The 25,571-nt window shown below is 71.6% G+C and carries 22 protein-coding genes; 6 read left to right on the top strand and 16 right to left on the bottom strand.

Annotation, left to right across the window (positions count from 1 at the left end):
• Window positions 1-540: 540 nt before the first annotated feature.
• On the top strand, window positions 541-1,695 hold the full coding sequence (locus tag ACP4J0_RS14000; protein WP_426598987.1) for a WD40/YVTN/BNR-like repeat-containing protein: 1,155 nt from the start codon (window positions 541-543) through the stop codon (window positions 1,693-1,695).
• Between the two features lie 306 nt (window positions 1,696-2,001).
• Here the strand turns inward: ACP4J0_RS14000 and aztD are convergent, their stop codons facing one another.
• The 4 genes from aztD to aztB form a co-directional block, all read right to left on the bottom strand.
• On the bottom strand, window positions 2,002-3,210 hold the full coding sequence (gene aztD, locus ACP4J0_RS13995; protein ID WP_426598986.1) for a zinc metallochaperone AztD: 1,209 nt from the start codon (window positions 3,208-3,210) through the stop codon (window positions 2,002-2,004).
• A gap of 86 nt (window positions 3,211-3,296) precedes the next feature.
• The gene (aztC, locus tag ACP4J0_RS13990) at window positions 3,297-4,274 is read right to left on the bottom strand and encodes a zinc ABC transporter substrate-binding protein AztC (protein ID WP_426598985.1); all 978 of its coding nucleotides are present in this window, start codon (window positions 4,272-4,274) and stop codon (window positions 3,297-3,299) included.
• Entirely contained in the window at window positions 4,271-5,509 is a 1,239-nt protein-coding gene (locus ACP4J0_RS13985) for a hypothetical protein (protein ID WP_426598984.1), read from the bottom strand. Before ACP4J0_RS13985 ends, aztC begins: the two co-directional genes overlap by 4 nt.
• Window positions 5,510-5,530: 21 nt before the next feature.
• Window positions 5,531-6,385: a zinc ABC transporter permease AztB gene (aztB, locus tag ACP4J0_RS13980; protein WP_426598983.1), complete on the bottom strand. Its 855-nt coding sequence runs from the start codon at window positions 6,383-6,385 to the stop codon at window positions 5,531-5,533.
• Window positions 6,386-6,401: 16 nt separating this feature from the next.
• Between aztB and aztA the strand changes: the two genes are divergently transcribed.
• From aztA to ACP4J0_RS13960, 4 genes are all read left to right on the top strand, one after another.
• Window positions 6,402-7,145: a zinc ABC transporter ATP-binding protein AztA gene (aztA, locus tag ACP4J0_RS13975; RefSeq protein ID WP_426598982.1), complete on the top strand. Its 744-nt coding sequence runs from the start codon at window positions 6,402-6,404 to the stop codon at window positions 7,143-7,145.
• Window positions 7,146-7,392: 247 nt separating this feature from the next.
• A complete protein-coding gene (rpmF, locus tag ACP4J0_RS13970) occupies window positions 7,393-7,563 on the top strand; it encodes a 50S ribosomal protein L32 (protein WP_426598981.1) in 171 nt (56 codons plus the stop codon).
• 4 nt (window positions 7,564-7,567) lie between these two features.
• Entirely contained in the window at window positions 7,568-8,737 is a 1,170-nt protein-coding gene (locus tag ACP4J0_RS13965) for a GTP-binding protein (RefSeq protein WP_426598980.1), read from the top strand.
• Between the two features lie 70 nt (window positions 8,738-8,807).
• Window positions 8,808-9,239 carry a Fur family transcriptional regulator gene (locus tag ACP4J0_RS13960; RefSeq protein WP_426598979.1) on the top strand — a complete coding sequence of 144 codons (432 nt, stop codon included), beginning with the start codon at window positions 8,808-8,810 and terminating at the stop codon, window positions 9,237-9,239.
• Between the two features lie 195 nt (window positions 9,240-9,434).
• On the opposite strand, the gene vanX is transcribed toward ACP4J0_RS13960, so the two are convergent.
• The 3 genes from vanX to ACP4J0_RS13945 are packed head-to-tail and all read right to left on the bottom strand — an operon-like array spanning window position 9,435 to window position 12,140.
• Window positions 9,435-10,121 (bottom strand): D-Ala-D-Ala dipeptidase VanX, encoded by a 687-nt coding sequence (gene vanX / locus ACP4J0_RS13955; protein WP_426598978.1) that lies wholly within the window; start codon window positions 10,119-10,121, stop codon window positions 9,435-9,437.
• The gene (gene vanA / locus ACP4J0_RS13950) at window positions 10,118-11,170 is read right to left on the bottom strand and encodes a D-alanine--(R)-lactate ligase (protein WP_426598977.1); all 1,053 of its coding nucleotides are present in this window, start codon (window positions 11,168-11,170) and stop codon (window positions 10,118-10,120) included. Before vanA ends, vanX begins: the two co-directional genes overlap by 4 nt.
• Window positions 11,163-12,140: a D-isomer specific 2-hydroxyacid dehydrogenase family protein gene (locus ACP4J0_RS13945; protein ID WP_426598976.1), complete on the bottom strand. Its 978-nt coding sequence runs from the start codon at window positions 12,138-12,140 to the stop codon at window positions 11,163-11,165. Before ACP4J0_RS13945 ends, vanA begins: the two co-directional genes overlap by 8 nt.
• 106 nt (window positions 12,141-12,246) lie before the next feature.
• Between ACP4J0_RS13945 and ACP4J0_RS13940 the strand changes: the two genes are divergently transcribed.
• Window positions 12,247-13,590 (top strand): UDP-N-acetylmuramoyl-tripeptide--D-alanyl-D-alanine ligase, encoded by a 1,344-nt coding sequence (locus ACP4J0_RS13940; RefSeq protein ID WP_426598975.1) that lies wholly within the window; start codon window positions 12,247-12,249, stop codon window positions 13,588-13,590.
• 6 nt (window positions 13,591-13,596) lie between these two features.
• Here the strand turns inward: ACP4J0_RS13940 and ACP4J0_RS13935 are convergent, their stop codons facing one another.
• The 9 genes from ACP4J0_RS13935 to ACP4J0_RS13895 all read right to left on the bottom strand — a co-directional run bounded on the left by ACP4J0_RS13935 (window position 13,597) and on the right by ACP4J0_RS13895 (window position 25,415).
• Window positions 13,597-14,787: a lipid II:glycine glycyltransferase FemX gene (locus ACP4J0_RS13935; protein ID WP_426598974.1), complete on the bottom strand. Its 1,191-nt coding sequence runs from the start codon at window positions 14,785-14,787 to the stop codon at window positions 13,597-13,599.
• A 116-nt stretch (window positions 14,788-14,903) separates the two neighbouring features.
• Window positions 14,904-15,893, bottom strand: a complete 990-nt coding sequence (locus ACP4J0_RS13930; protein ID WP_426598993.1) for an endonuclease/exonuclease/phosphatase family protein — start codon at window positions 15,891-15,893, stop codon at window positions 14,904-14,906.
• 115 nt (window positions 15,894-16,008) lie between these two features.
• Window positions 16,009-17,145: a sensor histidine kinase gene (locus ACP4J0_RS13925; protein WP_426598973.1), complete on the bottom strand. Its 1,137-nt coding sequence runs from the start codon at window positions 17,143-17,145 to the stop codon at window positions 16,009-16,011.
• Window positions 17,138-17,833, bottom strand: a complete 696-nt coding sequence (locus ACP4J0_RS13920) for a response regulator transcription factor (RefSeq protein WP_426598972.1) — start codon at window positions 17,831-17,833, stop codon at window positions 17,138-17,140. The genes ACP4J0_RS13925 and ACP4J0_RS13920 overlap by 8 nt, the downstream gene beginning before the upstream one ends.
• Before the next feature lie 197 nt (window positions 17,834-18,030).
• On the bottom strand, window positions 18,031-19,794 hold the full coding sequence (locus ACP4J0_RS13915; protein ID WP_426598971.1) for an ABC transporter ATP-binding protein: 1,764 nt from the start codon (window positions 19,792-19,794) through the stop codon (window positions 18,031-18,033).
• A complete protein-coding gene (locus ACP4J0_RS13910) occupies window positions 19,791-21,626 on the bottom strand; it encodes an ABC transporter ATP-binding protein (RefSeq protein WP_426598970.1) in 1,836 nt (611 codons plus the stop codon). Before ACP4J0_RS13910 ends, ACP4J0_RS13915 begins: the two co-directional genes overlap by 4 nt.
• A 485-nt stretch (window positions 21,627-22,111) precedes the next feature.
• Complete coding sequence (locus ACP4J0_RS13905) at window positions 22,112-23,491, bottom strand: salicylate synthase (RefSeq protein ID WP_426598969.1); 1,380 nt, start codon at window positions 23,489-23,491, stop codon at window positions 22,112-22,114.
• 384 nt (window positions 23,492-23,875) lie between these two features.
• On the bottom strand, window positions 23,876-24,607 hold the full coding sequence (locus ACP4J0_RS13900) for a class I SAM-dependent methyltransferase (protein WP_426598968.1): 732 nt from the start codon (window positions 24,605-24,607) through the stop codon (window positions 23,876-23,878).
• A gap of 22 nt (window positions 24,608-24,629) precedes the next feature.
• Complete coding sequence (locus ACP4J0_RS13895; RefSeq protein ID WP_426598967.1) at window positions 24,630-25,415, bottom strand: thioesterase II family protein; 786 nt, start codon at window positions 25,413-25,415, stop codon at window positions 24,630-24,632.
• Window positions 25,416-25,571 lie beyond the last annotated feature (156 nt).

Genomic DNA, 25,571 nt, shown 5'->3' with positions numbered 1-25,571 from the left:
GGGCGGGTCCGGGGGGGCCCCGCGGGGGGGGGGTTTGGTGGCGCCCGCGGGGGGGGGGGTTGGGGTGGGCCGGGGGGGCGGGGGGGGGTGGCCGGGCCCCCCGGCCACCCGGCCACCCGGCCGAGCGCGGCGGGCAGCGGATGGCGCGGGGCGGCGGGGCGGCGGGGCGGCGGGACGCAGTCGGACGCCTGCGCCAGGTTCGGCGAGGCGCAGGGCGGTCAACCGGGTGCGCGGGCCGGCGCGTTCGGCGGGACCGCGCCCCGTCGCCTGATCACGACCATCCGACGGCCCTCCCCCTCCGGGCCTCCCTCCCGGCCCGGCACACCGCCGACCGTCGTCGCCGCCTTCCGCGCGCCCCGCTCCCGGCGGCGACCGGGGGCACGCCTTCGGCACGCTGCCGGCCGGAGCCGGCTCCGACTCCGACGGCGTCCCGGCGCGGGCGCTGCCCGGCGAGGGCCGAGCGGCTTGCGCGGGGACCTCTCTCCGGATCCGACACCACGTCCTGACCTGCGGCGACACCCTTTCCAGAGGTGACTGTCAGTGCCGGGGTGCAGACTGGCCCGTGTCCGAGACAAAGGCGTCGACGACGACGCCGCGGAGGTGATCGGCATGACCGAGGTACTGCTCGCCGTGGGCACCCGCAAGGGCCTGTTCATCGGGCGCCGGCGGGGTGGCACCTGGGAGTTCGACGAAAGTCCCTACTTCAACGCACAGGCCGTCTACTCGGTCGCCCTCGACACCCGCCGCGACACCCCGCGGCTGCTGGCCGGCGGCGACAGCGCGCACTGGGGCCCGTCGGTGTTCCACTCCGACGACCTGGGCCGCACCTGGACCGAACCGGCGCAGCCGGCCGTCAAGTTCCCCAAGGAGACCGGCGCTTCGCTGGAGCGGGTGTGGCAGCTGCACCCGGCCGCCGCGGAGCCGGACGTGGTCTACGCGGGCACCGAACCGGCCGCGCTGTACCGCTCGGAGGACCGCGGCGAGAGCTTCGAGCTGGTCCGCTCCCTGTGGGAGCACCCCACGCGGTCCCAGTGGGTACCGGGAGGCGGCGGCGAGGGGCTGCACACCGTGCTCACCGACAAGCGGGACCCGCGGTCGGTGACGGTCGCCGTCTCGGCCGCCGGTGTGTTCCGCACGGCCGACGGCGGTGCGAGCTGGGCGCCGTCCAACTCCGGCGTCTCCGCGGTCTTCCTGCCGGACCCGGACCCGGAGTTCGGCCAGTGCGTGCACAAGGTCGCACGGGACGCCGCGGCACCGGACCGGCTGTATCTGCAGAACCACTGGGGTGTGTACCGCAGCGACGACGCGGGCGGGCACTGGACGGACATCGGTGAGGGCCTGCCGTCCACGTTCGGCTTCGCGATGGCCGCCCATCCGCACCGCGGCGACACGGCGTACGTCTTCCCGATCAACGCCGACGCGGACCGGGTCCCGGCGGACCGCCGCTGCCGGGTGTTCCGCACGGCGGACGCGGGGCGGAGCTGGGAGCCGCTCACGGCGGGACTGCCCCAGGAGGACCACTACGGCACGGTGCTGCGCGACGCGCTGTGCACCGACGAGGCGGAGCAGGCGGGCGTGTACTTCGGCAACCGCAACGGCGAGGTGTTCGCGTCGGCCGACGACGGGGACAGCTGGCGGCAGCTGGCCGCGCACCTGCCGGACGTGCTGTGCGTGCGGGCCGCGGTCGTCGGATGAGCCCGCCCGGGGCCGCGCCCTCGGCCACCGCTCGACCGGCGCCACCCGTACGGCACCGGGGTCACCCGCGGAGCCACGGCCCTGCGTGAAGCCGTCGAAGCGGGCGGGCGGAGGCGCGGGGGGACGGCTTCGGCCCGGCTTGATGCCCGCCGCCGCGCCGCAGGCTGCCGGCGAAGCCGGTCCGGCACCCGGACACCCCGTTCCCGGTCGCGGCGGCCGCTGCGTGCGGTCCGGCCGTGAAAGAGGTACGTGGCGTACGCTCCGCCCCCGCCGCCCTTCCGGTCGCGGTGGGGGCAGAGCGCGCGGTCAGTGTCCCGCGACGACTCCCGACAGCTCGTTGGTGCTCTCCGGCAGGGTGACGGAGGTGACCTTCTTGCCGGTCTCCAGGTCGATGGCGTGCAGGGCCTTCTTGCCGGGATCGGACACGTAGGCGGTGTGGTCACGGACGAACAGGGTGGGCCGGGCCTGCTGCCAGTCCAGCGGCTCCTGCCACTCGCCCACCGCGGGGATCTTCTTCGCGATCTCCCCGCTGTTCTGGTCGATCACGTGGATGGCGCCGTCGGTGCCGAGGACGAGAGCCTCGCCCTGCGGGCCACGGGCCAGCGAACGGAACGAGTAGCTGGTGCCCAGGTCGACCAGGCGCAGCTTCTTCTTCTCGGTGTCGATGAGGGAGACGCGGGTGGGCCGCTCCAGCTCGGCCTCGGGGTCGGTCTTGTAGTCGCCCAGGAGGACCGGGGAGGCGTCGCTGCCGGCCTGGTTGCCGATGCGGCCGTAGTCGTCGGGGGCGTCGATCTTGGTGAAGTCGCCGTCCTTGTAGATCAGGACACCGTCCTCGCAGCCGAGGGCGACGGCCTCGTTCCGGGCGGCCGCCTCACCGTGGACGCCGGGGCACTTCTCGTTCCGCGCGATCTCCTTGTTGTTCTTGTCCAGCACCAGCGCGCCGGTCCGCTTCTCCTCGGTGCCCAGGGTGCTGAGGAGCTCGCCGTTGGCCAGTTCGATGGCGACGCCGTGGTGTGCCTCGGCGGATGTGTAGGTGCGTCCTTCCGGCTTCTCGCCACCGCTCAGGTCCGCGGGGTCGAAGACGTTGACCTCTCCGGTGCCGTCGGTGAAGAGCACGGTCCTGCCCGCATGACGTACGACGTGGCCGGGCTTGGCCCCCTTGTACTCGATGTCGGTGAGGGCCTGCTCGGCGGCGTCCAGCACGCGGAAGCCGGTGTCGGTGGAGACGATGACGTGGGCGTCGTCCCCGGCCGGGTTGACTCGGTTGAAGCCGGGCAGCTCGATCGTCCTGGTGAGCTTGAGGCTCTCGCCGTCCAGGATGTACAGGCCGCCGTCGAAGGTGGCGACCAGCGGGTTCTTGACCGCGGCGGCGGGCGTGGCGCTCGCGGTGCTCGCGGTGCCCTCGGCCTTCGCGTCGGAAGCGGAGTCCTCTCCTCCGCAGGCTGTCAGCACAGTGGCCACCGCGAGGGCGAGTGCCGTCCCGGTGAGGGCTCTGTCGCGTATCGACTTGTTCATCGGTGCGTTCCTTTCCGTGCCGCGCGGTGGCGGCAGTGGCGTGTGACGGTTTCGGCCCGTCTGCCGGTGCTTCGGGGTTCGGGGGGTCAGTCGCCGGTCAGGCCGTCGGTCATGGCGGTGGTGTTGGCGCGCATCATCCGCAGGTAGGTGTCGGCGCCCTCGCCCTCGGCGGTCAGCGACTCCGAGTAGAGCTTGACGACCTGGACCCGGCCGTCCAGTTCCGTGCGCAGGACCTCGGCGAGCCGTGTCGGCTGGGAGGAGTCGGCGAACACGGTGCGTACGCCGGCCTCTTCCATCGCCTCGGTGAGCGAGCGCAGGTCGGCGGAGCTGGGCGAGGCCAGTGTGGTGCCGCTGGGGATGACCGCGCCGATCACGCGGAAGCCGAAGCGGTCGGCGAGGTAGCCGAAGACGTGGTGATTGGTCACCAGGGCGCGCCGGTCCTCGGGGATGCGGTCGAAGGACTTCTCCATCCAGGTGGTGAGGTCCGCGAGTTCCTCGCCGTAGCGGTCGGCATGGGCGCGTATCGCGCCGTCGTCCACACCGTCGACGTGCTCGATCACCTGCCGGGCTATCAGGTCGGTGGCCTTGCGCACCCGGTCGGGATCGGTCCAGAAGTGCGGGTCGGGTTGCCCTTCCCCCTCCTCCGGGCCACCGTCGTCGGCCGTACGGAAGCCGAGCGGGTCGACCGCGTCGCCGACCTCGAAGGTGGCGACGCCGGACTCGCGGGCGGCGTCCACGTGCCGCAGGACGTTCTCCTCCAGCCCCAGGCCGTTGTAGACCACGAGGTCGGCGCGCTCCAGTTCGGCGGCCTGGGCCGCCGACAGGCCGAAGGAGTGCGGGTCGGCGTTGGGCTTCATCAGGACGGTGACGTCGGCTTCGTCGCCGACGATCTCCCTGGTGATGTCGCCGAGGATGTTGGTGGTGACCACGATGCGGGGCTGGTCCCCGGTGGTGGTGCAGGCGGCGGCGGCCGCCGCCGTGACCAGGGCGAGCAGGCCCGCGATCAGACTGCGCAGACGCGCCACGCCCACGCGCACGCGCCGCCTTGTCGCACTCCGGCTCATCGTCCGGTCTCCGCCATGAGGACCGGCTCGATGTCCAGGTCGAAGGAGCGCGCGATGCGCAGGCCGTCGTTGTAGTCGATCTCGAACACCTTCTTGCCCTCGGGGTCGTTGACGTAGGCGCGGCTGCGGTCGACTTCGATCACGGGGGCGGTGCCGTCGGCGCCGGCCCGCCGCACTTCTTTGGTCAGGAGCGGCTCGGTCCGCGCGATCTGCTTCCCGGTGGCGATGTCGTAGCCGTGCAGCGAGCCGTCGGTCTCCAGGACGAGCAGCGGGGAGCCCTCTCCGGCGGTGTTGGCGGCCACGACGGGCCCGGTGTCCACCCGGGTCCAGGTCCGCTCGGTGACGTCCAGGACCCATACGGCGTCGTCCCCGGCCGGTGCGGTGAGGGTGTCGCTGCCGGGTCGCTGCCGGAAGGAGGTGGCTCGCTCCTCCGCCGGCACGTCCTCGCCGTGGGGGATCTTCTCCGCGCTGAAGGCGCCGTCCTTCTCGCGGACGAGCAGGGCGCCGTCGGCGCAGCCCAGGACCACGCCGCGCCGGGTGACGGCGTCGCCTCGCGGCTCCTCGCACTCCACGTCCGGGGAGGCGACGCGCTTGCCGTCGCGGTCGAGTACGACGAGCTTCGTGCTGCCGCCCTCGTCCGTGAAGCCGAGCAGGTGCTCCTCGTACGGCACGACGGCGCCGGTGTAGGTGCCCGCCGGCGTCCGGGAGGACACGATCCTGCCCTTCTCCAGCTTGCCGCGGTCGTAGAGGACGGTCCGCCCGTCCTCGTCGGTCACCGCGGTCACGGCGGCATCGCTGCGCACCTGTGCCTCGCGGCCCGCGGGGAGTTCGCCCACATCGCGTATCGCCGCGCTGTAGTAGTGGACGTGGTCCCCGTGGTCCACCATCCAGGTGCCGCTGTCGAGTACGTGTGTGCCGCCGGAGGTGTGGAGGTAGCCGAACCGTCCGTCCGTGCCGAGCCGGACGGCGCCTGCCACCCGGGCCGTCTTGTGCACCTTGCCGGTGATGAGGTCGAGGACCCGGCTGTTTCCGCTGTCGGGGTCGTTGAGGAGCAGCCGGGACTGCTGTTCGGCGGCTTCCTGCGCTCCCTCGACGTACCCGTGCGGAGTGGGGGACGGGGAACCGGCCGCGGTCGGGGAGTCGTTGTCCTTCTCCCGCGCGCAGCTCGTGGTGAGCAGCGCGGTGAGGACCAGTGCGGCCGAAGCCCATGGGGTGACGTGTCTGCGGACGGTCATGGCGATCGCCTCAGGCTTCTTTCAGTCGGTTTCGAGGGCGGGTGCGGCGGCGAGGCGCGTACGTCGGTGACGCAGACCGGACGCCAGGTGGGAGAGGAAGAACAGGCTGACCGCGAGGGCCGAGACGGTCGCTCCGGCGGCGGTGCCCAGGTGCCAGGACAGCAGCAGGCCGCCGAACGTGGCGGCGGCGCCGAGGAGCGCGGCGAGCACCATGACCCCGCGGACGCTGCGCGCCCACGGCAGGGCCGTGGCCGGCGGAGCGATGAGCAGGCCGAGGACGAGCAGCGTTCCCACGATGTGGAACGAGGCCACGATGGCCAGACCGAGCAGACCGAGCAGCACGGCGTGGGCCAGGCGCGGCCGCAGCCCCAGGGTCTGGGCCTTGCGTGAGTCGAACGCCAGGGCCAGGAAGGCGCGGTGCCCGAGTACCGAGACCACCAACGCCGCGAACAGCGCCGCCGCGAGCAGGAAGAGGTCCTGTCGGCGGACGGCGAGGACGTCACCGAACAGGAAGCCGGTCAGGTCCACCGCGAAGGACTGCGAGCGCGACACGATGATCACCCCGAGCGACAGCATGCCGACGAAGAGCAGCCCGATGCCGGTGTCCTGGGACAGCCTCGGGGTACGTCCGAGCACGGTGACGCCCGCCGTCATGACGACGGCGCTGACCACCGCGCCCACCATCAGGTTTCCGCCGAACAGCGAGGCCAGCGCGACCCCCGGCAGCAGGCCGTGGGACATGGCGTCGCCGAGGAAGGCCATCCCCCGCAGAACCACCCAGGTGCCCGCCAGCGCGCAGATCGCGGACACGAGCATCCCGCCCCACAGGGCTCGCTGAACGAAAGTCACCTCGAACGGGGCCGTCAACCATTCCATACCGAGGGACACTACAATGAAAATCATGTTCAATAAACCCCACCCCTCGGCCGCCCCACCCCGAGAGCGGACCCCTCACGTCCGCTTCACCGAGTTGTGCGCGGGCTACCCGGGGCGCCCCGTCCTGCGCCGACTCAGCGCGGAAATAGCCACGTTGACCACCACGGCACTCGTCGGCCCGAACGGCAGCGGCAAGTCGACCCTGCTCGGCGTTCTCGCCGGCGTGATCCGCCCGACATCCGGCGAACTCCACCACGACGGAGAGCTGCCGCCCGCGTTCGTGCCGCAGCGCGGAGCCGTCGGTGACACCCTGCCGCTCACCGTCCGGCAGACCGTGGAGATGGGGCGGTGGGGCGAGCGCGGACCATGGCGCCGGCTCACCCGCCGGGACCACGCGACCGTGGACTCCGCGCTCGACCGGCTCGGCATCGGCGACCTCGCCTCACGCCAACTGGCGGAGCTGTCCGGCGGTCAACGCCAACGCGCCCTGATCGCCCAGGGGTTGGCACAGGAGTCGGACCTGCTGCTGCTCGACGAGCCGACCACGGGGCTGGACCCGGAAGCCAGGGCGCGGATCGGAACACTGCTGACCGCACTCGTCGCCGACGGCGTGACGGTCGTCCAGGCCACGCACGACCTCGAGGCCGCACGCGCGGCGGACAGCTGCCTGCTGCTCCAGGACGGCCGCCTCGCCGGACAGGGACACCCCGATCAGGTCCTCACCACGTCGGCACTGGCCCGGATCTGGCAGCCATTCTGAATCGCCCCCGCAGGAGGACAGGTGGCCCGCACTCGGAACCGGACAACACGGCGGCGGGAACACGCCCTCCCGTTAACAATGAATACCGTTTTCATGTAACGTCGTGGTCTCCGGCATGGTCTCCGGTCTCATTCATCTGCCCGGCCGCTCAGCGTCCGCCGCAGGTCGAGGCGTACCGACCCGACCTCCTGCGGTTTCCGTGGCTGCCGATCGACCGATCACCGTTCTCCCACGAAAGGCCCCCGTCATGGCCGTTCCCAAGCGCAAGATGTCCCGCAGCAACACCCGCCACCGCCGTGCCCAGTGGAAGGCGAGCACGCCACGCCTGGTGGACGTGACGGTGGACGGCGTGACCTACCGGGTTCCACAGCACCTCGTGCCCGCCTACCGGCGCGGGCTGCTGCGCCCGGAGGGCTGAGCGGATGCGGTCCCGACGCCTGCCGGTCACCGTGCTGTCGGGCTTTCTCGGCGCGGGTAAGACGACCCTGCTCAACCACGTCCTCACCAACCGCGAGGGCCTGCGCGTGGCGGTGATCGTCAACGACATGAGCGAGGTCAACATCGACGCCGCGCTGGTACGCGGCGGTGAGGCCGCGCTCTCCCGGACCGAGGAGCGGCTGGTGGAGATGACCAACGGCTGCATCTGCTGCACCCTCAGGGACGACCTGCTGGAGGAGGTCGACCGGCTCGCCCGGGAGGACCGCTTCGACTACCTGCTCATCGAGTCCAGCGGCATCTCCGAGCCGATGCCCGTGGCCGCCACGTTCGCCTTCGCCCGCTACGACGGAGCCGCACTGGACGACGTGGCACGCCTGGACACCATGGTCACCGTGGTCGACGCCGCCAACTTCCTGGCCGAACTGGCGGACGGCGACGATCTCGCCGAGCGCGGGCTCGCCCCCTACGAGGACGACGAGCGCACCGTGAGCGACCTGCTGATCGACCAGGTCGAGTTCGCCGACGTACTCGTGCTCAACAAGCTGGACCTGGTCGACGACGCCGACGCGGATCGGCTGCGCGGGGTGCTGACCCGGCTCAATCCCCAGGCGCGGTTGATCACCTCTGTTCACGGCCGGGTCGCCGCCCGTGATGTCCTGGAGACCGGGCACTTCGACCTGGAACGCGCCCAACAGGCACCGGGCTGGGTGCGGGAGCTGAACGGCGACCACGTCCCGGAGACCGAGGAGTACGGCATCTCCTCCCTCGTCTTCCGGTCGGCCGCGGCCTTCCATCCCGGGCGCCTCTGGGACTTCGTCACCGAGGGCCTGGACAGCGGCGCGTACGGACGCGTCCTGCGCTCCAAGGGCTTCTTCACGCTGGCCGGGCGCGAGGGCGTGACCGGTCTGTGGTCCCAGGCCGGCTCCGTCGCCCGCTTCGAACCCTCCGGTGCGCGGGACAGCGACGTGCCGCACGCGCAGGAGGTGGTCTTCATCGGTGTCGGCCTGCGGGCGGACTCCCTGCGCACCGCCCTCGCCGCCTGCCTCATGGCCGCAGGGGAGCCGGTGCCCTCGGCCGACCCCTTCCCCGCCTGGGACACCGGAGAGGTCTGCGAGCACGAACACGGCCCCTCGTCCCTCGCAGCGGCCGTCTGACCCGACGCGGGGCGGCCCGGCGCGCTCGTCCGCCCCGCCCGGCGGCTCCCACCGTGACGGAGGCACACCCATGTACGGAACGACCCGCGGCGAGTGGCGCTACACCCCGCAACGGGCCGCCGTCCTCTCGGCGTTGACCACCTGCGAGGGCTTCACCTCGGCCCAGGTCCTGCACGCGGCGCTCACGGCGGACGGTGTCGAGATCGGCCTGACCACCGTGTACCGCACGCTCCACCTGCTGGAGGCCGCGGGTCAGGTGGACATGGTGCGCGACGGCGACGGCGAACGCCTCTACCGACCCCGGCCCGCCGACGGACACCGGCACTACCTCCTGTGCCGGGGGTGCGGTCTCAGTCTCGCCGTCGAGTCCGAGGAGGTCGAGCGGTGGGCGGCCGAGGTCGCGCGCACCACCGGCTTCCACGACGTGGAGCACACCCTCGAACTGACCGGCGTGTGCGACAGCTGTCACGTCGGGCCCAACGGCAGTCGGAGGGGGACCTGACGTGCGTGTGCCGCGCCTGGGTGTGAGGCCCGGGCGCGGCACACACACGCGGGGTGGACCCCACGCATCGCGGCCGGAACTCCCCCTTCCTCCGTCCCTCCCGGCCTCCCGCGCCACGGGCGGGACCCGCGAAGGCACCAGCGGCCGGCGTTGGGCTGCTCGGTGCGCACGGTTCTCCCGCCGGCCTGGGCGGTCTCAACCACGGCGGGGGTGCGCAAGAAGTCGAGCTTCCCCTCGGGCATGCCGTCCCGTCGGCATGCCCGACCATGCGATGGGGAAATCGAAATACGTGTCCGGATACGGTTCGCCGATCAGCGTGTAATGCCACCACTCGCGGTCGTATGCGCTGAAACCGCAGGCCTCCATGAGGGTACGGAGGTGCCGGCGGTTTCTCGCTTCGGCCTGCGTGATTCCTTGTGCTCCGTGATGCGAGAGGGAATCCATCAAGTCATGGCCGCCGCCCATGGGGAGGATCTCCTGGGAAGCCAGGTCGTAGAGCGTGAGGTCAACGGTGCTGCCCCGGCTGTGACCCGACTTGACGGCCACATATCCCTGCTCGAACATCTCCGCCCGGCCGATGTTCGGATAGTGCCGCGCCTTCGTGCGGCCGTCCTCCGGCTGCTTGGACCAGCGTACGAAGCAGTCGACGGCGCGCTGCGGGCGATAACCGTCCCAGAGGAGAAGGCCGAAGCCCATGGATTCGGCCTTCTCGCGCGCTCGTTCCAGTCCTTCGCACAGCGCCCTGGTGCCGACGATCCGATTGGCCAGATACCCGTCCACGGGCTTTCCGGTGAAGTTGTCCCAGGTGGCGTACTTGGCGTCCCATCGCATTCCGGTCGTTCCGGACGCAAGTTCGTCCACGAACACGAAGTCGTCCTTCATCGGCTCTTCCTCGTCAAGGGCAAGGACAGGATTCGGTTGAGCACTTCACCGAGCGGTATGCCTGCGGCCGCCATCATGCGGGGATAGCGGCTGTACGAGGTCATGCCGGGGAACGTGTTCACCTCGTTGAGGACCACCGCTCCGTCCTCCTTGAGGAACAGGTCCACCCGCGCAAGGCCACTGCACCCAAAGGCGCGGTATACGGCCATGGCGGTCTCCTGGACGAGCAGGCGCGACTCCGCGCGGATGTCGGCCGGGACGATCGCCGTCGAGTTGTCGGAACCGGTTTCCGGCGCATCCTCCTGATGGATCCGGAAAAAGCCGTGGGAGAGGGCGATCCGGTCCACCTCGCCCGCCACCGGATCGAGTTCGTTCCCCAGGATGGCGCAGCCGATCTCGCTGCCGACGACGGCCTCTTCGATCAGCACCTTCGCGTCATACTGCCGTGCGGTCTCCACCGCGCTCCGCAGTTCTTCTGCCCGGGACACCTTGGTGACGCCGAAGGAAGAGCCCGAACGCGCCGGCTTCACGAAGACCGGATAGGTGAGCAGCCCGGGATCGATGTTCTGGTCTGCCGCGACGATCCAGAAATTCGGCGTGGCGATTCCCGCGCTTGCGGCGACGGTGTAGGCAAGGGATTTGTCCATGCACAGTGCGGAACTCTGCACATCGCAGCCCACATAGGGGATGCCGGAGAGCTCGAGCAGCCCCTGCATCGCACCGTCCTCACCGCGCTTGCCGTGCAGCACGGGCAGCACGACGTCCAGGGGGACCGTCTCGTACCGCCCCTGCGCCTGCCCTTCTTCCTGGACAAGCAGTCCGTGCACGGTGCTGTCCGGCGACAGCACGGCCGGACGGCAGTTTCCTGTCTCCCAGTTCGCGTCGGGGCCGTCGCAGAGCTTCCAGGCACCGTCCTTCGTGATGCCGATATAGAGCGGTTCGTACTTCTCGGCATCGAGGTTCCGGGCGATCTCCCGTGCGGACTTGACGGAGATGGGGTGCTCTTCGGAACGTCCGCCGAATATGATGCCGACCTTCAGCTTATCCATGCTGGTACTCGCTTTCGAATTTCAGGCAGTCGGTGAGGGAGTTTTCGACCATGTCACGCAGGGCGTGGTCCGTGTAGTAGGCGGTGTGCGGGCTGATGAGCACATTCGGCAACTCTTGCAGCCGCAGCAGTGACTTGCTTTTGATGGGCCTGGTTCGGCAGTCGGCGTAGAAGATGCCTTCCTCGCCCTCGACGACATCCAGTGCAGCGCCGCCGAGCCTGCCGCTTTCCAGTGCCGATACAAGGGCCTCGGTGTCGATGAGCGCCCCTCGTCCGGTATTGACGATCAGCGCGCCCCGTTTCATCTGCTCGATACGCTGCCGGTTCAGCAGGTGATGCGTTTCCGGGTTCAGCGGTGCGTGGAGCGTGACCAGGTCGCTCCGCTGCAGCAAATCGTCGAGAGGAACGTATTCGGCGGTGGTTTTGGGACGGTAGTCGTGGGCGAGTATGCGGCAACCGAAAGCACGCAGCCTGTCCATGACCGCAGCGCCGATGCGTCCTGTGCCGATCACGCCGACGGTCAGATCGCGCAGTTCCTTGCCGCGCACGTCGTTCAGCCGGTAATCGTGGACATCCGCGCGCCGGATGATGGATTTCGCGTCGCGTACCGCCATCAGCGTCAGCATCAGCGTGAAGTCGGCCACGCTGTCCGGCGAGTAACTGACGTTCTCCACTGTGATGCCGATGCCGGCCGCGTATTCCACATCGATGTGGTTGCACCCGATGCTCCGCGTGGAGATGTACGTCACGCCGGCTCGGCCAAGCGCGAGAAGAGCGGAGTTGGCGATGGGAGTCTTGTGGCCGACGCTGATGGATCGGCTTCCGGCTGCCAGCTCGATATTCGCTTCGGATACCGGTGCGCCCGTGATGACTGGCGTCACACGGAAGCGAGGCGTCAGCTCTCGGAACAAGACAGACTCATCGGGGCCGCACCCATAGGCGGTGATGCGGGGCGGTTCGCTGTAGGTCATACGTACAGTCAAGGCGTCGTGGCGTTGCCGGAACGTATGTGGATTTCGATATGCCGGCGATACACCGCGGCGCATTGACTGGTGGCATGACCTACAAGGAATCAGCGTGATCCCCCTCGGCCTCGGCGAGATCGCCGCGATCGTCGGCGGGACGATCGAGGGCGACGCGTGCGTGACGGTGACCGCGCCGGCCGTACTCGACGGCCGGCAGGCCGAGCCGGGCGGCCTCTTCGTCGCCTTCGCCGGTGAGCACGTCGACGTCCACGCATACGCCGGTCAGGCCGGCCGGGCCGGCGCGGTGGCCGTGCTCGGCTCCCGGCCCACGCTGCTGCCCACCATCGTCGTCGAGGACGCTCGGGCCGCGCTGCAGGTGCTCGCCGCGCACGTCGTGGCCCGGCTGCGCGACGGCCTCACCGTGATCGGGGTGACCGGTTCGCAGGGCAAGACCAGCACCAAGGACCTGCTGGCGGCTGTGTTGTCGAGCGCGGGGCCGACGGTCGCCACGATCGGCTCGCTCAACAACGAACTCGGTGTGCCGCTCACCATGCTGCGCGCGGTCGCGGCCACCCGGTTCCTCGTACTGGAGATGGGAGCCCGCCACATCGGCGACATCGCCGAGCTCACCGGCCTGGTCGCGCCCGACATCGGCGTCGTCCTCAATGTCGGCCAGGCGCACCTCGGCGAGTTCGGGTCGCGCGCGGCCATCGCCGAGACCAAGGGCGAGCTGGTGCGGGAGCTCGCGCCCGGCGGCACCGCCGTGCTCAACGCCGACGATCCCCGCGTGGAAGCGATGCGTGCGCTCACCGACGGCCCCGTGCTGACCTTCGGCCGGGCGGAGCACGCCGACGTGACGATGCTCGGTCTGGATCTCGACGGGCTCGGCCGTCCGTCCTGCACGCTGCGGACCGCCGACGCCCGCGTAACCGTCGCGCTGCCGCACGTGGGCGCCCACCAGGCGCTCAACGCGTCGGCCGCCGCTGCCGCGGGGCTGGCGGCCGGAGTACCCCTCGCCCTGGCCGGGGCGGCGCTGGCCACCGCTTCCCTGTCTCAGGGGCGGATGGAGTTGCGCCTCCTCGCCGGTGGCGCGACGCTGATCAACGACTCCTACAACGCCAACCCCGACTCGACCCGCGCCGCCCTGGACGCGCTGGTGGCGATCGAGGGTGGGCGCCGCATCGCCGTACTCGGCGAGATGCTCGAACTCGGCGACGCCAGTGCGGCCGAGCACCGTGCCATCGGGGAGTACGCCGCCGCCCGCGCCGACGTGGTGGTAGTGGTCGGCGAGGCCGCCCTGTCGATCGCCGACGGAGTGGGGGAGCGTGCGGTGGTGCTCGACGGCAACGGCGCGGCCGTCACCTGGCTGCGCGGCCACCTCACCGCCGACGACGTGGTGCTCGTCAAGGCGTCCCGTGGGGCCCGCCTCGACGAAGTGGTCGCCCGGCTTACGTAGTCGGGCCTACCGCCCGCGGCGCCTCATGTAGAGGTCGAAGGCCCGGTAGACCATCGGCCGCAGCGGCAGGTCCCACTCGCCCGCGTATCTCACCGCCTGGCCACCCGTGCCGGCCTTGAACCGGATCAGCCCGACGTGCGGGTCGTCGGCGTCGAGGGTGGGGGTGATGCCGCGCAGGTCGTAGACGTCGCAGCCGGCCGCGAGCGAGTCGCGGATCATCGCCCACTGGCAGGCGTTGGAGCCGCGCATCTCGCGCTTGTCGGTGGAGGAGGCGCCGTATGAGTACACCGCGTGGGCACCGACGCGGACCAGGATCGTGGCGGCGACCAAGTCGTCCTGGTGGCGGGCCAGGTAGAGCCTGATCCGCTCGGGATCCTCCGCGCTCAGCGCGGCGAACATGGTCTCGAAGTAGCCCAGCGGCCGGGGCGTGAAGCGGTCCCGCTCGGCGGTGTGGACGTAGAGGTCGTGGAACGCCTCCAGGCCCGCGCCGACCGTGTCGACCGTGACCTCGACTCCTTCCTTGGCCGCCTTCCTGATGTTGCGGCGCCACTGCTGGTTCATGCCCTTGAGGAGCTGGTGCTCGGTCCTGCCGGCCAGCGGAAGCTCGTACTTGAACTGCGGATGCCCGACCCCGAAGCCGTCCTGAGGGCTCTGCGGCAGCCAACCCGCCCCCCTGAGCCGGCCGGCCACCTGGGCGCCGACCGGGTCGGACCGTTGGCCGGGCACCTCGGTGAGCCGCTTGGTGCCCGGGTCGGCGACACCCTCCTTGACCTGGACGGCGCTCCAGGTGTCCGTGCGCACCGGCGGGCCGAGCCGGATCGCGAACGCGCCGTGCGCCTTGAGATGAGCCGCCAGCGGGTCGAGCCACACGCCGAGATCGCCGGTCCAGTCGATGAGCGGGCCCTCGGGCAGATAGGCCAGCGTGAACCGTTCGAGCTTCGGCACCGGGCGATGCAGGACGGGCCCGGCGCCGACCAGTTGTCCGCCGTCGAACCAGCCGAGGGACTCGCTGCGCCACTCGGTCTTCACACGGCCCCAGGCCGGCGTCTGCAGGAAGCTGGCCGACCGCTGGGACCGTACGAACGCCAAGTGCTCGGTGGTGCTGATCGGCCAGACGGTCAAAGGCCCGCCCGAGGCGCCTGCCCCCGGGTACCGCCGGGTTCCGGCTGCTGTGTGTACGGGTTCGCTGTAGGACATGCCGTCAGTCAAGGCGATGCGGTGTTGCGGGGGCGTATGCGGTTTTCGATACGCCGGCGGTATGTTCCGGGATTTCCGGACCAGCCTGTTGCGGCACGTCCCGTACCGGGCTGCCGTCACCAGCCGACGCGGACCGCCACCGGCCGGTGGTCGCTCCCGGTAGCCGGCAGCACCCACGAACTCCGCGGCTCCACGCCCCGGGTGAGGATCTGGTCGATCCGTACCATCGGGAACTTCGCCGGCCAGCTGAAGCCGAAGCCGTTCCCGGCCGCGTCCTGGGCCGAGTGCAGCCGCGAGGTGAGGCCGTCGAGCTTACGGTCGTCCGTGGTGCCGTTCATGTCGCCGAGCAGCACCACCCGCCTGTTCTGCTCGGCGGCGACGGCTTCGGCGAGCGCCTCGGCGTTCCTGTCCCGGCTCGCCGTCCAGAAGCCTTGCCCGGGATTCACGCGAACGGATCCCAGATGAGCCACATACACGGCCAGCGGCCCGTGGTCGGTGGCCACCGTGGCACGCAGCGCCCGGTTGTCGGCCAGCTTGACGTCGGCCGGCTTGGAGTCCCCCAGCGGCCCGACGTCCTGCGCGATGTCGACCGGCCGGACATCCGACAGCGGCCGCTTGCTCCACAGCCCGACCGTGCCCTGCACCGAGTGGTACGGGTACGCCTTCGCCAGCTCCTTCTCGTACACCGGCTTCGCCCGTGCGGTGATCTCCTCCAGGGCCAGCAGGTCCGCGCCGGCGGCGGCCAGGTCGCGGGCGGTGCCGGCGGGGTCGGGGTTGTCGGCGTCGACGTTGTGGCTGACCGCGGTGAGGTCACCGCCCGCGTGTGACTTGTCGACGAGCAGCCCGCCGAAGAGGCTCACCCATGTCACGACCGGCAGCAGCAGTGCGACGACCGCGGAGGCGGACCGACGCCACAGCGCCCCGGCGAGCAGCACCGGGACGAACACGCCGAACCACGGCAGGGCGGTCTCCACCAGACTGCCGATGTTCCCGATCCGGTTCGGTATCCGCGCATGCAGCAGCAGGAGCAGGCCGAGCAGCAGCGCCGACGCCGCGAGCACCCGGCCGCGCTGCCACGGCCCCGGCCGGGACAGGCTGCCGATCACCCGGTGGACGACCGGGCGCTTCACGGTGGTCTCCGCGGTTTCGGCGGTTTCGGCGGTCTCGGCCCGCCCGTCCGCTTCGGCCTGCCGCCGCTCGTCCGCAACGTCGTGTCTTGCTTCACTCACTGATCAAGTTCCTGACCTGCTTGGCTGAATGGGGTGCCGGGGCGGGCAGTTGAACGGCGATTCGCAGGCCGCCGTCGGCACGCGGGGTGAGGGCGAGGGATCCGTCGTGTACGTGGACGATCCGCTGGACGATGGCCAGGCCGAGGCCGACGCCGGCGTGGTCGGTGTGGACGCGTTCGGTGCCGCGCTGAAACGGTTCGGTCAGGGTCGAGACCAACTCCGGGGAGAGCTTCTCGCCGCTGTTCTCGACAGTGAGTACCGCGCTCCCGGAGCGGACGCCGGTGCGGACCCACACCGAACCGCGTTCGGGCAGGTTGTGCACGATGGCGTTGTGCACGAGGTTCGTCGTCATCTGCAGCAGCAGCGCCGGCGACCCGGAAGCCGTGGCGACGTCACCGGAGGTGTCGATGGTGACCCCGCGCTTCTCGGCGAGCGGGAGCAGTGTCTCGGCGGCCTCTTCCACGAGCAGGGACAGGTCGACCGGCTCCCGGGTGAAGGCCTGCTTGTCGGCGCGGCTGAGCACGAGCAGCGCCTCGGTGAGGCCGATCGCCCGGGCGTTGACGACGCGGAGGCGCTCGACGAGCTCGTCGATGTCGCGGTGCGGATCGTTGCGCGCCACGTCGAGGAGAGCCTGCGTGGTCGCCAGCGGCGTGCGCAGTTCATGCGAGGCGTTGGCGGCGAATCTCTGCTGCTCGGCGACGTGTGCTTCGAGCCGCTCCAGCATGGTGTCGAAGGCATCGGCGAGTTCGCGGAACTCGTCCCCGCGGCCCGGCAGCCGGATGCGGTGGGAGAGCGAGCCGTTGGTGGCCATGCGGGTGGCGTCCGTGACACGGGTCAGCGGAGCGAGCATGCGGCCGGCGAGGATCCACCCGCCCACGAGGCCGAACACCAGCAGGAATGTCAGTACTGCGGCCGCCCTCGGAGCGAAGACGTCCAGAAGAGCGGACCGGACGGGGAAAACACCGCTACTGGGCCTGTCGTCGGGGTTGTAGAGCACCGCACGGTCGGGGACGTATCGCAGGAGGAACACCCACACCGCCCCCATCAGCAGGGCACCGGCCAGCATGAGGAATCCGGCGTAGCTGAGGGTGAGCTTGACGCGCACGCTCACACCGGGCTGCCTATCCACGGCTCTGCCCCTCGTGCCCGGTGCCGGGTGCGGTGTCGATGCGGTAGCCGACGCCTGGCACGGTGGCGATGATCCAGGGTTCGCCGAGCCGTTTGCGCAGGGCCGAGACGGTGATCCGTACGGCGTTGGTGAACGGGTCGGCGTTCTCGTCCCAGGCCCGCTCCAGCAGTTCCTCGGCGCTGACGACACCGCCTTCGGCGGCGACGAGGACCTCGAGTACGGCGAACTGCTTCCTCGTCAGCGCGACATGGCGGCCGTCGCGGTGGACCTCCCGGCGGAACGGGTCGAGCCGCAGACCTGCGATCTCCCGCACGGGCGGCCTGCTGTGCGCACGCCTGCGGTCGAGTGCCCTGAGCCGGAGGACGAGTTCCTGAAGTTCGAACGGCTTCGTGAGGTAGTCGTCGGCGCCGAGCTCGAACCCGGTGGCCTTGTCGTCGAGACGGTCGGCAGCGGTGAGCATGAGGACCGGCATGCCACTGCCGGAGGCGACGATGCTCTTGGCGACCTCGTCACCGCTGGGCCCGGGAATGTCCCGGTCGAGGACGGCGATGTCGTACGTGTTGATGCTCAGCAGCTCCAGCGCGGTGTCGCCGTCACCTGCGATGTCCGCCGCGATGGCTTCCAGGCGCAGGCCATCGCGGATGGCCTGCGCCATATAGGGCTCGTCCTCGACGATCAGCACACGCATACTTCGAGGCTACGGGTCCGGACATATCGTCGCCGTATCGAAAACCGCGTACGGACGGCACCATGCCGCGGCCTTGACCGCGGGGACGACGCCGCTGGCAGTCGCCGGCCGGCCGCAGACACGCACCGGACGGCCGGCCCGGCGCACGGGCAGGACGGCGTACCGTCCCACGTGCCGGTGACCGGCGACGGCGCCGGTCACCGGGTCGCCTCCTCGGCGTCCACCGCCGCCTGGGGTACCAGGCGCCAGCCGCGGCTGCGGCGGCGCCGCTCCCAGAAGCGGGCGTACAGGCCGTCGGCGGCGAGGAGTTCCGCGTGGGTGCCCCGCTCGCTGACGCGGCCCTCGTCCAGGACGAGGATCTGGTCGGCGGCCGTGACGGTGGAAAGCTGGTGGGCGATCACCAGCAGGGTGGAGTCCCGCATCAGGGTGCGCAGGGCCTGCTGGACGTACTTCTCGTTCTCCGGGTCCAGGGCGGCAGTGGCCTCGTCGAGCAGGACGACGGAGGCGCGCTTGAGGACGGCGCGGGCGACGGACACGCGTTGGCGTTCGCCGCCGGACAGGGAGGTGCCGCCCTCGCCGACGCGGGTGGCGAAGCCGTCCGGCAGCCGCTGGACGATCTCGTCCACCCCGGCGATCCGGGCCGCCTCGCGGAGTTCCTCGTCGGTGGCGTCGGGACGGCCGACGCGGATGTTGCCCTCCAAGGTGTCGTCGAACAGGTACACGTCCTGCTGGACGAGGGAGATCTGGGTCATCAGCTGCTCCACCGGCATCTCGCGCACGTCGGTGCCGCCGACGCGGACCGATCCGGCGTCCACGTCGAAGAAGCGGGCGATGAGCCGGGCGAGCGTCGTCTTGCCCGCGCCGGACGGGCCGACCACGGCGGTCATGGTGCGCGGGGGGACGTCGAAGGAGACGTCCCGCAGGACCGGGTCACCGTCGTCGTAGCCGAAGGTGACGTTCTCGAAGGTGATCCCGCCGGAGCGTTCGAGGGCGGCGTGGGGGGCGGTGTCGGGCAGGGGCGGCTCGTCGAGCAGGGCGGCCAGCCTGCCGAGGTCGTTGCCCGCCATGCGCAGCATGCCGCTCATGCCGGCGACCTCGGTCACCGGACCGACGAACCGTGCGGCGAGCGCGAGGAGTGCGACCAGCGCCGCGGGTTCCACGGCGTCGTCCAGGGCCAGGGCCACGCCGGTGGCCACCAGGGCGGCGAAGCACAGCTGGACGGCGAGGCCGCCTGCGAGCAGCCGGGGCATGGTCTCCGCGAGCATCCGCCCGCCCGCCCGGCTGCGTTCTTCCACCGCGGCCTCCAGCGGGGCGTGGCCCGCGTGGTCGCGGCCGAAGGCCCGCAGGGTCTTCTGTGCCCGGGCGAACTCCACCACCCGGTTGCCGGCGAGGACGTCGGCGGCCTCCCGCCGCTCCTCGCTGCGGCCGATCCACGACGCGGACCAGCGGTGGGTGGCGTACAGCAGCGGCGCGCAGCACACCAGGACCGAACCGAGCCGCCAGTCCAGGACGAGCATGGCCAAGGCGACGGTGGCGGGGGTGACGACCCCGCTGACGACAGGGGTGAGCAGGTGGGCGAAGACATTGGTCACGGTGAAGGTGCCGGTGGTCGCCGAGCGCGCGACCCGGCCGACCTTCTCGGAGGTGAACCAGCCCAGCGGCAGCCGCACCAGGTGGTCGCCGAGCCGGTCGTGCAGGGTGGTGAGGGTGACGACGGCCAGCCCGAAGCCCCGCATGGCCTGCTGGTAGCGGGCGACGCAGGTGGCCACGACGAGGACCGCGAGCGTCGCCAGGTGCCGCAGCGCTGCCGGGGTGTCACCGTCGAACACGGCGCGCAGCACGGGCACGAGGAACGCCATGGCGACGCCTTCGAGGACCGCGTACGCGACCAGCCAGGCCAGGTAGCGGCGCAGGGCGCCCCGGTGGTCGGGCCCCAGGACGGTGGCCAGGTGGCGGATCATCGGTCGGTCTCCTCGGTCGGCTCGGCACCGGCCTCGTCGGCGGGGCGGTGGGCCGCCCACATGCGGGCGTAGCGGCCCTCGGCGGCGAGCAGTTCGGTGTGCGTGCCCTGCTCGACGACCCGGCCCGCCTCGAGTACGACGATCCGGTCGGCGCCGGTGATGGTGGACAGGCGGTGGGCGACGACGAGGACGGTACGGCCCCGCACCAGGGTGGACAGCGCGTCCTGGATCTCCGCCTCGGAGTCCGGGTCGGCGTAGGCGGTGGCCTCGTCGAGGACGAGGACGGGCGCGTCGGCGAGGAGGGCGCGGGCGATGGTGAGGCGCTGCGCCTCGCCGCCGGAGAACCGGGCGTCCTCGCCGACGACCGAGTCGTAACCGCGCGGCAGCCGGGTGACACGGTCGTGGACGCGGGCGGCGGTCGCGGCGGCGACGAGATCGTCGTCGGTCGCGTCGGGACGGCCCAGGCGGAGGTTGTCGGCGACCGTGCCGTGCAGCAGCTGTACGTCCTGGAGGACGAACCCGACGTGCCGGTACAGCTCTTCGGGCGCGATGTCGCGGACGTCGGTCCCGCCGATGCGGACCGTGCCGGCGTCCACGTCGTGGAACCTGGGGACGAGGGCGGCGAGGGTGGACTTGCCCGCGCCGGAGCCGCCGACCAGGGCGGTGACGGTGCCGGCGCGGCAGGTCAGGTCGATGCCGTGGAGCACGGGCCGGTCGGGTTCGTAGCCGAAGACGACACCGTCGAGGACGACGTCGTTGCCGTTCGGTCGCCGGGGCCGGTCGGTGACGGGGAGTTCGGGGACGTCGAGCAGCGCGGTGATGCGTCCGGCGGCGGCCACGGCCTTGCGCTGGGCGGCCAGGCCCTGGTTGAGGGTGAGGAGGGTGGTGGGCAGGACCGCGGCGACGAGCACCTCGGCGAGGACGTCGGCCGGTGAGACCCACCCCTCGTGGGTGAACCAGATGCCGCCGGCCAGTCCGACCACGGAGATCACCGGCACGGACAGCGCCATGGAGGTGTACGCGTCCAGTTTCAGGACCGGCCTGACCCAGCCCACGTACTGGTCGCCGTAGGCGTGCACGGCCTCGCGGTAGCCGGCGTGGACCCGGCGGGTGCCGCCGAACACCTTGACGACACCGATGCCGTGCACGAACTCGACGACGGCGGCGCTGACCCGGCCGAAGGCGGTGTCCAGCGCGGCCATCTTCTCGCCGAATCCGCGCATCATGAAGGCGTACGCCGTGAAGTAGACCGGGAGGGTGGCCAACGCCAGCAGGGCGAGCCGCCAGTCGACCCAGAGCAGGTATCCGAGTCCGGCGAGCGGCAGCGCGATCGCGCCGGCCAGTTCGACGTCGTGGTGGGCGACCAGGTGGTGCAGGTCGTCGATGTCCTCCTGGGCGGCCTTGCGGACCTGTCCGGAGGTGGTGGCCGAGTACCAGCCCAGCGGCACCCGGCCGAGTTTGGCGACCGTGCGGCGCCGCAGGTCGGCCTGGAGCCGCACGTCGGCGAGATGGGTGATCCACAGGGCGGCGCCGTGGCAGCTCCAGCCGACGACGAGGGTCACGGCGACGACGACGGCCGCGGTGACCACCCGGTCCCGGTCCGGGGGGCCGTCGGCGAGCAGCGCCCGGCCGATCTCGGCGATGCCGACGAAGGGCACCAGCTTCGTGACGGCTCCGAGCGCGCCCAGCACGATGCCGGCCCGGGTCAACGGGGCGACCGGGCGGCGCAGTTCGCGCAGTGCGCCGGCGGTGCGCCGCCGCTCGTCGCGGTCGTCGGCGGGCGGGGCGTCGGAGCGCCGCTCGGGTGCCGTCGTGGGCTCGGTGGTGGTCATCGGGTGGGTCTCCCTCGGTGTCCAGGTCCGGCCCGGTCCGGCTGTGGTGGGGCCACCCGGTGCTCGGCGACCGGGTGGGGTGGACGTGCGGCGGTGCGACGGCACCGAAGTGACCGCCGGACGCATCGGCCACGGTGGCCTCGCCCGGGGCGGACGTCACCGCGGCGGGTCCACCGTGGCCGGCGGTGAACTGGGCGGCGCTCCCGCGGGGCTCCGCCGCGGTGCGGTGCCGGGTGGGCGGTGCCGCCGGGGCGTCCGGTGGCGCCGGAGCGGAGAGCCGTGCGGGCGGTGCCGCTGGGGTCGGGCCGCCGCGCTGCCGCGCCGGTGCGCAGCGGTACCCCGGCGTGGTCGGCGGACGGCTGCGAGTCAGCTCCGCCCCTGGCGAGGGCGCCGGTGGCAGTGTGCCCCCCAGGGCGTGCCGGACGGCGCCGTCGCGGCCGCGGGCGGCTCCCGTAGCCGCGATGCGCGCGTGCCTCCGCTCCGGTTCACGGTGCCGTCACGGCGCCGGCCACGGGCTCCCTCCCCTCGTCGTCCGACGCCGGTGCCGGTGAGGCGGGCACCAGGTGACCGCTGACCGCCCGGAGCTTCTCCCTCGTCTCCTCCAGCTCCCGTTCCGGGTCGGAGCCCGCCACGATGCCGGCTCCGGCGCGCAGCCAGGTCCGGCCGTCCCGGCGCAGGACGGTGCGCAGCACCAGGGCCGCGTCCAGGGTGCCGTCGGCCTCCAGCCGCACCACCGCGCCGCTGTACAGCCCGCGTTCCCGCTCCTCGGCACGGCGGATCGCCGCGAGGGCGGGCTTCTTGGGTATTCCGGAGGCGGTCACGGCGGGGAACAGGGCGGCGAGCGCGCCCCACCGGTCGTGGCCGGGCGCCAGCCGGCCCCGCAGCCGGGAGGCGAGGTGCTGTACGCTCCCCCGTTCCTCCACGGCCATGAACTCCTCCGTGCGCACCGACTCCGGCAGGCAGACCGTGTTCAGTTCCTCCTGCACCAGGCGTACGGAGACGGCGTGCTCGTACACCTCCTTGGCATCACGGTGGAGATCGGCCCGGCGGGCCGCGTCGGCGTCGGCATCGCCGGTCAGCGCTCGGGTGCCGGCCAGCGGCTGGGCCGTGACGAGGCCGTCGGCGTCGACCCGGGCCACGATCTCGGGGCTGAAGCCGGCGGCCTCCCACCCACCGTGCCGCAGCAGGAAGGAGCGGGCCGGGAGATGGCTGCGCCGCCCCGCCACATAGGTGGCGGGGAGGTCGAGTTCGGCCCGCACGGACACGGTGCGGGAGACGATGGCCTTGTCCAACTCCCCGGCGCGGATGGCGCGTACGACGTCGGCGACGGCCGTGCGGTACCGGTCGGCGTGCTCCTCCAGGTCGACGGCGATCCGCCGCCCCGCGGGCTCGGTGGCCGAGGCGGTGCGCAGCCGCCTCTCCAGTTCGTCCAGGGCGTCCGGTCCGCCGGCCCGCAGTACGGCCGCGGACGGCGTCAGCTCCATCTCCCGTTCCGGGACGACGAACCGGGCGAGGATTCCGTCGCCGGCCGCGCCGTCCCCGTGGAGGACGTGGGCGAGCTCGAAGGAGATCCAGCCGTGCGCCGATCCGACACCCTCGGTCCGGGTCCGCAGAAGTTCCCCGACGGTGGCCAGTGGGTGTGCGCCGGCGGGCAGTTCCACCGGCTCGATGTCCGGACCGTGCAGCCGGACGGATGCCGCGTCCACCTCGATCACGACGGACTCGCCTTCGCTCCATGTGACGGAGCCGCCCTGCTCGTAGAGGAGATGGGGGGCGTCGGTGCCCGCGGACAGCGCGGCCGCGACGGCGACGGGATCGCCGGTGAAGGTGAGTTTGCGCTCGGGGAAGGAGTCCCGATGGGTCACGAGAGGTCTCGCTTTCCGGTCGGCAGCGGGTACTGGCCGCTGTAGCGGTGCGGGCCACGCCCCACGAGGGTGCGGCGGCACCGTCTCGTGCGGCGGGGAGGGGGTAACTGGCCGGGAGGGTGCGCGGGTCGGAAGGACCAGTGATGTGGGTCCGCCGCACACCCGGGCCCCGCCGCCCTCGGCGTCCGCCTCTCCCTGAAGGGCGGGGGCCCGACAGGTGGAGACGGCGGGATGGCCGTGTGCCGCGCGGTATCGGGCGGGACGACGCCGGAACCGGAGTGGTGCGGACCGACGAGGGTGGGCCGAGCAGGACCCATGAAAACGTTAATGAAAACGATTGTCAAGACTGTCAGGGCAAGGCGGCCCGCTCGGGCCGGCGCCCCGTCACCGGATCAGCTTGCCGATCTCCGGCGACCCCGGGACGCCCCCGGCGCTCACCAGGCTGCTGCTCATTCCGGCCTCCTGCGCGAGCTGCTCGAGACTGAGGTTCTCCCAGTCGTAGGTGTCGGAGGTGCTGCGTACCAGTTCGCCTCGGCGGAAGACCTTCCAGGACGTCCGCCAGCGCATCACCTCGCCCCCGACGGGTTCGGCTTCCGTCCACCACTCGTAGGTCTGCTCGCCGATCGTCTCGCGCAGCATCCTGAAGGGCGGCACGTGACGGGCGGTGCCGACCCCCATCAGTTCCACGATGATCGGGCCGCCGTCGGGGAGCCTGTCGCGCAGGTTCCGCCACAGATCGGCGCGTTCGGCCTTGGTGAGGTGGCCCACCACTCCGAAGATCACCACCGCGCTGACGGTGTCGGGCAGGGTGAGCCGCTGGGCGGGCTCCGCGACGACCGTCACCCGGTTCCGCAGGTCCTCGTCCGCGAACACCCGGCTCGTCAGCATCGCCCGCATCGGAACGGACGGCTCCGCGGCGATGATCCGGACGGCCGGCAGGGCCCGGGCGATGGCGGCCGTGATCCGGCCGGTGCCCGCCCCGATCTCGACGACGGGGCCGCGGGTGGTGTCGACCCCCGCCAGCGCGGCGGCCAGGGGCCCCGCACTCGTCCGTACGTGGCGTGCGGCCACCATCTCGTAGAACTCCGCGGAGGCGGTGTAGTAGTCCGCGACCATGACAGTGACGTCCTTTCAGGTCTCAGGGGGTGCTGGGCCAGGTGCGCACGGGGCGCTGGAAGCCGACCCCCAGGTCCCGGCCGATGGCCTCGGCCAGCAGGGCGCGCCGGGGAACGAGGAAGAAGTGGCCACCGTCGAACGCCGTGGTGGTCAGGGGGTGCGATGTGGTGCTCGACCACGTCTCGGCGTCCCGCGCGCCGCACTCGGGGTCCTCGGAACCGAAGAAGACGCTGACCGGGCAGTCCAACGGCTCGGCGGAGGACGGCCGGTACGTCTCGATCAGCCGGTAGTCGCTGCGGACGTACCCCAGGATGGCGGCCCGCAGCTCCGGGTCCGCGAGCACCTCGCGGGGCGTCGCGCCGTAGCGTGCCAGTTCGTCGGCCAGCGCGCCGTCGCCCCGGCGGTGGATGTCGCCCGCCACCGCGTGATGAGGGGATGCCCGGCCGGCGACCAGCAGCCGGACCGGCGCCCGGAAGCCCCGGCGCCGCAGTTCCTGAGCCACCTCGTAGGCGACCGCGCTGCCCATGCTGTGCCCGAAGAGGGCGTACGGCCCGTCGAGCAGCGGGCCGAGGGCGTCGGCGACCTCGCGGACGAGGACGTCCATCGAGTCGACCGGACTGTCGGTGAACCGGTCCTCCCGGCCGGGGTACTGCACGGTCACGTGCTCGATCCCCTCCGGCAGCAGGCTCTGCCAGGGACGGAACGAGGAAGCCGCGCCGCCCGCGTGCGGGAAGCACACGAGACGCATTTCCGCTTCCGGTCGGACCATCGGCCTGCGCAGCCAGGGCCCGAGAGTCGACTGATGCACCAATCTCTCCTACCGCGAGTTGCAGAAGGCAGCCGCACTGCCGTCGCTCCGGTCAGTCCATCATCAATTTCCGGTCTCGTCCAGCTCACCCCGAACGCTGCGCGAGCGAATACGCTACTTTTCCATAGCAATCCAAGGAAGCAATGGCTAGCCTAG

It is taken from the genome of Streptomyces sp. WG7 (genome assembly GCF_049975785.1).
Classification (GTDB): Bacteria; Actinomycetota; Actinomycetes; order Streptomycetales; family Streptomycetaceae; genus Streptomyces.
Note: the sequence above shows the minus strand (reverse complement) of the source record. Positions and strands in the feature narration are given on the sequence as shown.

What these genes read in the sequence shown, in the direction of transcription:
- aztD (WP_426598986.1), bottom strand. Translation starts at nt 3,210, where the DNA reads ATGAACAAGTCGATACGCGACAGAGCCCTCACCGGGACGGCACTCGCC.
- aztC (WP_426598985.1), bottom strand. Translation starts at nt 4,274, where the DNA reads ATGAGCCGGAGTGCGACAAGGCGGCGCGTGCGCGTGGGCGTGGCGCGT.
- ACP4J0_RS13985 (WP_426598984.1), bottom strand. Translation starts at nt 5,509, where the DNA reads ATGACCGTCCGCAGACACGTCACCCCATGGGCTTCGGCCGCACTGGTC.
- aztB (WP_426598983.1), bottom strand. Translation starts at nt 6,385, where the DNA reads ATGGAATGGTTGACGGCCCCGTTCGAGGTGACTTTCGTTCAGCGAGCC.
- aztA (WP_426598982.1), top strand. Translation starts at nt 6,402, where the DNA reads ATGAAAATCATGTTCAATAAACCCCACCCCTCGGCCGCCCCACCCCGA.
- rpmF (WP_426598981.1), top strand. Translation starts at nt 7,393, where the DNA reads ATGGCCGTTCCCAAGCGCAAGATGTCCCGCAGCAACACCCGCCACCGC.
- ACP4J0_RS13965 (WP_426598980.1), top strand. Translation starts at nt 7,568, where the DNA reads ATGCGGTCCCGACGCCTGCCGGTCACCGTGCTGTCGGGCTTTCTCGGC.
- ACP4J0_RS13960 (WP_426598979.1), top strand. Translation starts at nt 8,808, where the DNA reads ATGTACGGAACGACCCGCGGCGAGTGGCGCTACACCCCGCAACGGGCC.
- vanX (WP_426598978.1), bottom strand. Translation starts at nt 10,121, where the DNA reads ATGAAGGACGACTTCGTGTTCGTGGACGAACTTGCGTCCGGAACGACC.
- vanA (WP_426598977.1), bottom strand. Translation starts at nt 11,170, where the DNA reads ATGGATAAGCTGAAGGTCGGCATCATATTCGGCGGACGTTCCGAAGAG.
- ACP4J0_RS13945 (WP_426598976.1), bottom strand. Translation starts at nt 12,140, where the DNA reads ATGACCTACAGCGAACCGCCCCGCATCACCGCCTATGGGTGCGGCCCC.
- ACP4J0_RS13935 (WP_426598974.1), bottom strand. Translation starts at nt 14,787, where the DNA reads ATGTCCTACAGCGAACCCGTACACACAGCAGCCGGAACCCGGCGGTAC.
- ACP4J0_RS13920 (WP_426598972.1), bottom strand. Translation starts at nt 17,833, where the DNA reads ATGCGTGTGCTGATCGTCGAGGACGAGCCCTATATGGCGCAGGCCATC.
- ACP4J0_RS13915 (WP_426598971.1), bottom strand. Translation starts at nt 19,794, where the DNA reads ATGATCCGCCACCTGGCCACCGTCCTGGGGCCCGACCACCGGGGCGCC.
- ACP4J0_RS13910 (WP_426598970.1), bottom strand. Translation starts at nt 21,626, where the DNA reads ATGACCACCACCGAGCCCACGACGGCACCCGAGCGGCGCTCCGACGCC.
- ACP4J0_RS13900 (WP_426598968.1), bottom strand. Translation starts at nt 24,607, where the DNA reads ATGGTCGCGGACTACTACACCGCCTCCGCGGAGTTCTACGAGATGGTG.